A 9377-nucleotide genomic window follows, 5' to 3' on the forward strand; every position below is an offset into this window, starting at 1 on the left:
TGGTGAGCCCTTCGGCTGCGCTCAGGACAGGCTTGTCGAACCATGAATGGCTTAATGACTTGGCATTGGCTGTTGGAATGCCCGGATAGCGCAAAGTCTGATAATTGAGCCTGCATTTTTGGAATGAACCGAATGCAGGGATAGAATTTTCCGTACAGACAATTAACGCTTTATCCTGACTGTGCCGCGTCAATGAGCCGCAACATTGGCAGAGCGGTTATAACAGTGCAATTCCGCAGTGATGACGTTAAAATGAGCATCAATATAGTCACTAACGCTTATCCGCAGCGAATTTCTACCTTAAGATTAAAGAATGAAAATAATCCCAACAAAAATTCCCGATGTATTTATCCTGGAACCTAAAGTATTCGGCGACCAACGCGGCTTTTTTCTGGAGAGCTACAACCAGCAGAAATTTCAGAATGCAACTGGCATAAAAGCGGCTTTTGTGCAGGATAATCATTCCTGCTCGGGCAAAAACGTCTTAAGAGGGTTGCATTATCAGGTAAAGCACCCGCAGGATAAGCTGGTGCGCGTGGTGCGGGGCAGCGTATTTGACGTGGCCGTCGATTTGAGAAAATCATCATCGACATTCGGCCATTGGGTCGGCGTCGAGTTAAGCGAAGAAAATCACCGGCAATTGTGGGTGCCCGCAGGTTTTGCCCATGGCTTTCTAGTGCTGTCCGAACAGGCGGACTTCCTGTATAAAACCACCGATTACTACGCGCCGGAATATGAGCGCTGCATCCGCTGGGATGATCCCGACATCGGCATCGCATGGCCGGAAGACTGTGTGCCCAGTCTTTCCGCCAAGGATCAGCAAGGCGTCTCGTTCCGTGAAGCCGAGGTGTTTGCATGAAAATCCTGCTGACAGGCTGCAGCGGTCAGGTAGGCTGGGAGCTGGCCAGAGCCTTATTGCCTCTTGGCGAGGTCATTGCCGTCAATCGCTCGCAGGCCGATCTTTCCGATCCTGACGGGTTGCGCCGTACTGTTCAGAAGCTTAATCCGGATGTTATTGTCAACCCGGCCGCTTATACGGCTGTCGATAAAGCGGAATCAGAACGGGATCTGGCATTCCTGATCAATGCGGAAGCGCCCCGCGTGTTAGCCGAAGAAGCGGCGAAAAATGCATCGCTGCTGATTCATTATTCCACCGACTATGTCTTTGATGGCACCAAGCATGCGCCTTATACGGAAGACGATGCCGTTCATCCCGTCAACGTCTATGGCCAGAGCAAGCTGGCCGGCGAACAGGCGATTCAGGCAACCGGAGCGGATCATCTGATTCTCCGCACATCCTGGGTCTATGCGGCCAGAGGGCAGAATTTCCTGAAAACCATTTTGCGCCTGGCGGCGGAGCGCGAAGAATTGAATATCGTGGCCGATCAGATCGGCTCGCCCACTTGGGCGCGCCTGATCGCCGAAACCACGGCGCATGTGCTCAGGCAGTCCCTGCTTGAAAGACAGCAAGGCGGCTTCAGCTCAGGCATTTACAATCTGACCTCGGCGGGTGAAACGTCCTGGCATGGCTTTGCTCAGGCGATCGTTGAGATCGCCCGTCAGCAAGGAACGCAGCCATTAAAAAACCGCATCATCAATCCGATACCGACGACGGATTATCCAGTACCGGCCAAACGCCCGCTCAACTCGCGGCTATCAACAAACCGCCTGGAGCAGCGTTTCGGTTTGAAAATGCCAACCTGGGACAATGCGCTGAGGCTTTGCATGGCTGATATGGTTTAAAAGCAGAAACTGTAACTTGAATATTGATGTCAGTAGTAGGGTGGAGTTTAAGCTGTAGGGTCGAATTCATTCGACCTGGGACGTGCGTTAGGTTTTCCTGAAGGCGGTAGGTTTTTGTCGAGTGCGAATACCCGCAAGGGGCACAAGTGAATTCGCACATACGCGTGCATAGCATCGCTTTCATGTGAAACGAAGACCGGCTTTAAAACGTGTTGCTAGTAAGTACGGTAAAAAGCGGGAAAAAATACGGCCCGAACGCAACACAGTTAAGTAAAAAAATTAAGATCACGGTAAGTTCACCATGAGATATTTGCCGTGAGTTGACTTTGGAACAGAGCAATTAAACATAACATATGAAAATATTAGTCACTGGAGGTGCCGGGTTTATAGGCTCGGCTCTGGTTCGTTATCTGATCAATGACACCGAACACAGCGTTATCAATGTCGACAAGCTCACCTATGCGGGCAATCTCGAATCGCTCAAATCGATAGAAGCCAATGCGCGCTACCATTTTGAACAGGTCGATATCTGCGATGCCGCCAAAATGGAGCAGCTATTCCAGCACTATCAGCCCGATGCGGTCATGCATCTGGCGGCCGAATCCCATGTAGACCGCTCCATCGATGGTCCGGCCGCCTTCATACAAGCCAATATCGTCGGCACTTATACGTTGCTGGAAGCCGCACGCCAATACTGGCAGGCAATGGCTGACGCGCAAAGGCAAGCGTTTCGTTTTCACCATATCTCGACCGACGAAGTCTACGGTGCCTTGGGCGAGACCGGGCTTTTTACCGAAGAAACCGCCTATGATCCAAGCTCGCCCTATTCGGCCAGCAAGGCCTCATCGGACCATTTAGTCAGAGCCTGGCATCGGACTTATGGCCTGCCGGTGATCGTCACCAACTGCTCAAACAATTACGGGCCTTTCCACTTCCCCGAAAAACTCATACCGCTGGTGATTCTGAATGCCATGGAAGGCAAGCCGCTGCCTGTCTACGGCAAGGGTGATCAGATACGCGACTGGCTTTATGTCGAGGATCATGCGCGGGCGCTTTATAAGGTCGTGACCGAAGGCAGCGTAGGGCAGACCTACAATATCGGTGGTCACAACGAAAAAACCAATCTTGAAGTCGTCAAGACCATCTGTGGCATTCTGGATGACTTAATGCCCGATCACCCCGGAAACATAACGCGCTATGAAGAATTGATCACGCATGTAACGGACCGTCCCGGACATGATAAGCGCTATGCCATCGATGCGAGTAAAATCAATAAGGAGCTCAATTGGGCGCCGAAAGAAACCTTTGAAACCGGCATCAGGAAAACCGTGCAATGGTATATCGATAATCCAGCCTGGTGGCAAAGCGTGCAGGATGGCAGTTATCGGCGCGAACGGTTAGGCTTGGGTACAAAGTAAAAAAACAGACAACTCTGAATCACTACCGACAGGAAACATAGACCATGAAAGGAATAATATTGGCAGGTGGCTCGGGAACGCGCTTGCATCCCGTTACCTTAGGCATCTCAAAACAACTCTTGCCGGTTTACGACAAGCCCATGATTTATTACCCGCTGAGCATTTTCATGCTGGCGGGCATACAGGAAGTGCTCATCATCTCAACGCCGCAGGATATCGGCCGGTTTGAGCAGCTATTAGGCGACGGCAGCCAATGGGGCATGCAGCTTGAATATGCTGTCCAGCCCTCGCCGGACGGCTTGGCCCAGGCTTTCATTATCGGCGAGAAATTTATAGGGAATGATCCATGCGCATTAATACTGGGAGACAACCTGTTTTATGGGCATGATTTGGAGAAACTGCTGAAACGCTCGGTGCAAAAGACAAAGGGCGCAACCGTTTTCGCTTATCCCGTGCAGGATCCGGAACGTTATGGCGTTGTTGAGTTTGACGGTGAAGGAACCGCCGTCTCGCTGGAAGAAAAGCCGCTTAAGCCCAAATCCCGCTATGCGGTGACTGGCCTTTATTTTTACGACAATCAGGTCGTGGAGATTGCCAAATCGATAAAGCCTTCGGCCCGCGGCGAGCTGGAAATCACCGATGTCAACCGCTGCTATCTGGAGCAGAACACCTTGTCCGTGGAGCTGATGGGCCGCGGCATGGCCTGGCTGGATACCGGCACGCATGAGTCCCTGCTGGATGCATCGCAATTCATACAGACCATTGAAAAACGGCAGGGGCTGAAAATAGCTTGTCTGGAAGAAATTGCTTGGCGCAATGGCTGGATTGATGATGACAAGCTCAGGCAGTTAATGAAGCCGTTGCTGAAGAGCGAGTATGGTAATTATCTGATGAGGCTGCTTGAGAAGTGAGTTTGTTGATGGCAATGTTTAAAGACGTTGCTGTTACTGAGCTTGCTAATCCTGCGAAATATCCGGAGTTCAAACTTTTATAGTTGAATTTCCGGAAATTCGTAGAATTTGGTTTGGACGCTACGGTTAGCGCAACCGTCAATTCAAAGGATTATGCTCAAGTGAAGCTGAATGGTCTTCGGTTTCCACGGGCACGAGTTCATAACCTTCAAGTGTTACGTCATCTTCTGCGCCAACATACACACGGATTTCGATGTCTTCTACGGGCGCATCAAGCTGAACCTGCCCTTCTGCCAGTAATCCACCGTCATGTATGGTCGGGTGCAATGTAAATTTTCCATATTCAATTGTGCCCTTGCCTGATACCACATCAACCCAGGTGGAAGATGTCATATTTCCTTTTCCGCGAACAAGAAGCTTATAGTTTCCAGCCTCCATCGAAACACGAGGGCCAAAATGAAGGAAACCAGCCCTACCAGTACTTACTAGTTTACCTTTTTGCACTGTCCCAACATGCGAAGGCGTTGTTGAAACGAAGCTCATTCGCTTTAAACATTCAGGCAACAGACACAACTTTTTATTAATAATAGATTCAAAGACTCCTTGCTGAGCCAAATGAGCAATTTCTGGTTTCAGACGTACTACTACATAAAAATCTCGATTTTCAATGTGAACACCTTCAGAACTGTTGAGCCTCGCCAAGGATGGTCCAAGTGCATCTTTGAACTGAACAAGATATGGCGATTGATGTGATTCCCATAGCATTTCGATATAAGGAAGGAGGATAACAACATCAGCTTCATTTTTAGCGAGTAATAGTAGAACCCGATCAGCAAAGCCATAATCTACGCTCTCCTTTGGAAATTGATGCATTATTTCTGGCCAATGCGATCTTGCTTCTAGCAGATTTTTATCCCCACCAATATTAAACGTAACAATGTTTAATTGAGAAGCAACATAGTTCACCAGAAAATCATTTCTCCAAGGGAGAAAAGCTACTTTTTCGTGTGGAGAAACTATTTTCCGCATCTCTTCTATCAGTTCAGCATCAAGGCTGAGAAACTGCTCACGATGTTTAATATCGCTTTTCAATTTCTGCGGCAAATTGGGAAGGTTAAGAAAGGTAATTACACTAATTACTAAGGCTGCGCCAGCGCTTATCGTTCTTTTGTTATCGCTCGACATTGCGAGGACGATTAACATCCAAGCACTAAAAACGCCCAACGCCCCCCACCGGTAGCTTGCTCTCATGTTCTTGAATCCCGGAAGATACTCTGAAAGCAGAGCCGACCCCGTTGGTGCTATAGAGTATTTCTCTGCCATCATTACACCGACCTCCTCTCCAATGGGTTTTACCGAATTCACTTTAAGAGAAGGTCCAAGCGCCATGTAGAAACCAAAAGCCGCAACAAGAATTAATCCGATAGTAATTTTTTTTTTACCAAAAATATAAAAGGCCGCCCAAATTGAGCCAATAATAACAGGAATTGAAAAAGAGGTTGTCCAAACCGAAGCATCACCGAAAAAAACATCCTCTGAGCGTGGAATGCTCCAACCAATGAGATCAGGCAACCAATGTATACCTTCAGTTGGAATCAGTAGAAAAGTAAGATCGACTCCCCAGCCTCTAAAAAAATCTATTGGCACTTGCTCAAATTGCGTTTTTCCTATATAGAACGTATAAAGCAAATACGCAATAACCAAACTAAAGAAATGAATAGGAAACGAGAACCATATCAGTCTTCGTCTGCTCCCTTTCTCACTTATGAACTGCCAAACGCCCAATAGACTGACCCCAACGGCAAACATCATGAAACTGTAGCCGTCCATGAAGATAGAAATTAAACAAAGTACCAGATAGAAAAACGTTTTATTCACGATATTCCACTTTGTGAGCTTCCCTATCTGATATTTGGGATCAAAGAGATATAGTGCTGCAAGAAAATAGAATGAGAATAAGCTTATTCCGGTAGAAAGCATCGAATAATGAGCATGGGCCCAAATAACCGGCATTGTCATCCAAGAGATTGCTCCTAATATTGATAGCTTGGGGTGGACTGAAAAATATCGACCAATCTTGTATGCTGAGATAAAAGCAATAGATAGCCACAACGCAACCATTAAAGAATAAGCATCGGCTGGGTGAAGACCGAGCTTAATGAATACTGCCACAGGCCAGGCTCCGGCGAGGCCAAATGCAATAGCTGCAGGTTCGGGAGCGCCAAAGTTTCGCGCATAAATATTAAAGATCCCTTCATTCAAGAATGATTGGGAAAATCCAATAACCCAAGCAGCCTGTGCAAAAGTAGGCATTGAAAAAAAAGGTAGAGCCCCTTGCACTAATAAGATAAATAACAAGGCAAAGATAAACAGCAAAACTTCTCCTTTCTTAAACTTACTTTCAATAACTTGACTCATAACTACTAGAGCTTGGTTTTATAAATGTCGCAGTCAAAAAATAAAGAAAATCCCCTGCCACTGTTACTATCCGTCCTAACACTATCGCCAGTAACAAATCAGCCTCTGCCACTGCACCCTTGAGCAGAAACAGCAACACCAGCTCCCGTACTCCCACCCCGGCCGGAGCGCCCGGAGTCACCAGTCCTGCAAGCCAGGCAATCACATAAGAGCCACATAAAACGGAAAAAGTGGAAAAGGTGACGACAGCAGGCGCAACAAGAAATAAAGCTCCCATGAACACTGTGCCTGATATCGTCAGGAAAAAGATTTGCCAGATGAACGTTGCGCTGGCTGCCGGCGATAGCAGCCAGCGCAACGTGATGATGCCCATTACTGTTATCAAGCCAAACGCCTCTGCCGAGACGGGCACGGGTAATGTCGGCCATACCAGCGGCGTGGCAAGGACTCCGAACAGCGCGCCGGCTGCGGCAATCAGTCCCAATTCCCACAGCGTCGACTTGGCCAGCGCGCCGGCCGGCAGACCGGCTGCCATGCCCAGGGCTTGCCGGCCGGCTAGGTGAAAGATGTTGCCGGGTACATACTTGGCAAGCTGCGACAAGCCATAAGTCTTTACGGCCCATTTTCTCTCAACTTCCATATTGAAAAAAGCCAGCAGATGCCACCACGCCTGAGCCAGCAATACATTGGCTGCGCCGTACACGAGTGCAAGCAGGCCGATCAGTGACCAGGCGGTTGTGTCAAAACGGGTGAGATCAATTTGTTCCATATAGGTGTTCAGCCGCATAAAGACGAACACCACGCCGAGCAAACCCAGCGATCCACCTATAATGTGGAGCCAGCGTTTCAGGGAAAAATGCATACAGGGCAGTCTAATGTTTTACTCGGCAGAGCAACATGGTCCAGGGTAGCGGCGTTTTGACTTCGACGATATCGAAGTAATGGCCTACGAGATCAATGAATGTCTTGGCAGACCAGTGCTGAATATGGCCCGGTGTATTGCCCAGGCTCGTCAGATACTTTCCCCTGGCCAAATTGAGAGCACACCAGATCGGTTCGCGAGGCACGCTTAAAATGACATAATCGGTTGCGACTCGCTGAAGTGCGGCCAATCCGGCCTCTGGTCGCTCAAGATGCTCAAGTACCTCGCAGCACACAATCAGGTCGGCGCTATCGTGTCCCGGCTCTATGTCATAAATGCTGCGAGCGGCAAAAATGCTGGGCGATATGCCCCGGTTCTTTGCGTTTTCATGCGCAAGGCCTATAACCTTTTCAGAGAAATCACTGCCGCGCGCCTTGATGCCCTGCTGGTTCCAATCCAAAACCCAGTAACCTTCACCGCATCCGATCTCATGGATGGTTTCTGGCTTCACTTTGATAACCAGACTGGAAAGCGCGTCGGCAAATCCTTTCATGAGCCAGCGCACGACAGGATTTTTTGATCCATACTTATCGTACGCATTGCCTACCACGATTCCGTCTTCTTGCAGTCCGCCGGAAATTTTCATTTTAATGCTCCTTACGAGGATAATGTTCTGTTGTCCGATCGAGTCCCGCGTCAGCTTCTCCTCCTGACTTCAGCCTGAACCGGACATCCTCCAGCAGTTTGCGGTTCGCCGCCAGCAAATCGGCCAGGAACGCCACCAATATGGCTTGAAATCCCATCGCCAGCAAGGCACCGGCCAGAATCAGGGACTGAACGTGTCCTGCGCCCTCTCCGCTCAGGTAATTCAACAGGAACCGCAATCCGATCAGGAAGCCCGCGCCAAATAGTATCGCGCCAATCGTCCCGAAAAACCGGAACGGCCGGTATATGATAAAAATACGAATGATAGTGGCAATGCTGCGCTTGATGTACGAGGGAATGCTTTTTACCAGTCGCGAGGGGCGCAGATCCTCATTCACTCGAACGGGCACCGAGGTGATGGCCATATTCTTCTGGCCGGCCTGGATGATGGTTTCCAATGTATAGGTATAGTTGTTGAACACCATCAGACGTTGTGCGGCGGTGCGGCTTATGGCGCGGAAGCCGCTGGGAGCATCGGGGATGTCGGTATTGCTGGCTACGCGCACCACCCAGCTGCCCAGCTTCTGCAGCATCTTCTTGATGGGTGAGAAATGTTCTATGGTTTCAATCGGGCGCGCGCCGACCACGATATCGGCCCGATGTTCAAGAATGGGTGCGACCAGTGCCGGAATATCGTCGGCGTTGTACTGGTTGTCGGCATCGGTATTGACGATGACATCCGCGCCCAGGCGCAGGCAGGCGTCCAGTCCGGTCATGAAGCCGCGCGCCAGGCCCTGGTTGCGGGTATGGCGTACCACATGATCCACGCCGCACTCACGCGCGACTTTGACGGTATCGTCCTGACTGCCGTCATCGATAATCAGCCATTCGACAGTATCAAAACCAGGGACTGTGCGGGGCAATGCCGATAGCGCTATGGAAAGAGTTTTCGCCTCATTGAAGCACGGGATTTGAATGATTAATTTCAACGGAACTACCTTGGTTTTTTATTGCTTTTGTCAAATACAGCCGTTAATCATAATATACGGGAGAATGTACGTCATTCTTTTCATACGATTTTAATAAAAGGGTATCTTTTGCGAAATAGGCGGCAAATAGCTCCTGGGAGGCAGTAATTATGGGTATTTTAGAATGATGCGTTTTTTATGGTGAGAGTGTAAGGTATTAAAGGTCGCCTGACTTTGGGTGTTTGTTTATGATGAATGCACCGATGCCTGAGCTGTTCAGTGTGACATTTATTAGCTTATTGATCCTGTATATCATTTGGCAAAATTATAAAGATTGCAGATATTGCAGATATTGCAGATATTGCAAACACAGAATCCATAGAACAAATTTATTGCGTATGCCTCTTTGTAA

9 protein-coding genes are annotated in these 9377 nt (G+C 48.9%); 4 read left to right on the forward strand and 5 right to left on the reverse strand.

From position 1 onward, the window contains the following. The coding region (locus tag IT781_RS22265; protein WP_228779000.1) for a hypothetical protein at positions 1–193 on the reverse strand (193 nt) is incomplete at its 3' end. A 120-nt stretch (positions 194–313) separates the two neighbouring features. On the opposite strand from IT781_RS22265, the gene rfbC reads away from it, so the two are divergent. From rfbC to rfbA, 4 genes are all read left to right on the forward strand, one after another. Continuing rightward, complete coding sequence (gene rfbC / locus IT781_RS07795; protein ID WP_194969584.1) at positions 314–859, forward strand: dTDP-4-dehydrorhamnose 3,5-epimerase; 546 nt, start codon at positions 314–316, stop codon at positions 857–859. After that, entirely contained in the window at positions 856–1743 is an 888-nt protein-coding gene (rfbD, locus tag IT781_RS07800) for a dTDP-4-dehydrorhamnose reductase (RefSeq protein WP_194969585.1), read from the forward strand. The genes rfbC and rfbD overlap by 4 nt, the downstream gene beginning before the upstream one ends. Positions 1744–2096: 353 nt before the next feature. Continuing rightward, on the forward strand, positions 2097–3161 hold the full coding sequence (gene rfbB / locus IT781_RS07805) for a dTDP-glucose 4,6-dehydratase (RefSeq protein WP_194969586.1): 1065 nt from the start codon (positions 2097–2099) through the stop codon (positions 3159–3161). Positions 3162–3205: 44 nt separating this feature from the next. Further along, complete coding sequence (gene rfbA / locus IT781_RS07810) at positions 3206–4072, forward strand: glucose-1-phosphate thymidylyltransferase RfbA (RefSeq protein WP_194969587.1); 867 nt, start codon at positions 3206–3208, stop codon at positions 4070–4072. Positions 4073–4210: 138 nt separating this feature from the next. On the opposite strand, the gene IT781_RS07815 is transcribed toward rfbA, so the two are convergent. The 4 genes from IT781_RS07815 to IT781_RS07830 are packed head-to-tail and all read right to left on the reverse strand — an operon-like array spanning position 4211 to position 8986. Then, complete coding sequence (locus tag IT781_RS07815; RefSeq protein ID WP_194969588.1) at positions 4211–6490, reverse strand: hypothetical protein; 2280 nt, start codon at positions 6488–6490, stop codon at positions 4211–4213. After that, entirely contained in the window at positions 6474–7352 is an 879-nt protein-coding gene (locus IT781_RS07820; RefSeq protein WP_194969589.1) for a hypothetical protein, read from the reverse strand. The genes IT781_RS07815 and IT781_RS07820 overlap by 17 nt, the downstream gene beginning before the upstream one ends. A 10-nt stretch (positions 7353–7362) precedes the next feature. Next, positions 7363–7998 (reverse strand): bifunctional 2-polyprenyl-6-hydroxyphenol methylase/3-demethylubiquinol 3-O-methyltransferase UbiG, encoded by a 636-nt coding sequence (locus IT781_RS07825; RefSeq protein WP_194969590.1) that lies wholly within the window; start codon positions 7996–7998, stop codon positions 7363–7365. A 1-nt stretch (position 7999) separates the two neighbouring features. Beyond that, positions 8000–8986: a glycosyltransferase family 2 protein gene (locus tag IT781_RS07830; protein WP_194969591.1), complete on the reverse strand. Its 987-nt coding sequence runs from the start codon at positions 8984–8986 to the stop codon at positions 8000–8002. Positions 8987–9377 lie beyond the last annotated feature (391 nt).

Origin of the sequence: Methylobacter sp. BlB1 (assembly GCF_015476545.1) — a bacterium.
Lineage (GTDB): Bacteria > Pseudomonadota > Gammaproteobacteria > Methylococcales > Methylomonadaceae > Methylobacter.

Coding starts and splice junctions, on each gene's coding strand:
- rfbB (WP_194969586.1), top strand. CDS start 2,097: ATGAAAATATTAGTCACTGGAGGTGCCGGGTTTATAGGCTCGGCTCTG.
- rfbA (WP_194969587.1), top strand. CDS start 3,206: ATGAAAGGAATAATATTGGCAGGTGGCTCGGGAACGCGCTTGCATCCC.
- rfbC (WP_194969584.1), top strand. CDS start 314: ATGAAAATAATCCCAACAAAAATTCCCGATGTATTTATCCTGGAACCT.
- IT781_RS07825 (WP_194969590.1), bottom strand. CDS start 7,998: ATGAAAATTTCCGGCGGACTGCAAGAAGACGGAATCGTGGTAGGCAAT.
- IT781_RS07820 (WP_194969589.1), bottom strand. CDS start 7,352: ATGCATTTTTCCCTGAAACGCTGGCTCCACATTATAGGTGGATCGCTG.
- rfbD (WP_194969585.1), top strand. CDS start 856: ATGAAAATCCTGCTGACAGGCTGCAGCGGTCAGGTAGGCTGGGAGCTG.
- IT781_RS07815 (WP_194969588.1), bottom strand. CDS start 6,490: ATGAGTCAAGTTATTGAAAGTAAGTTTAAGAAAGGAGAAGTTTTGCTG.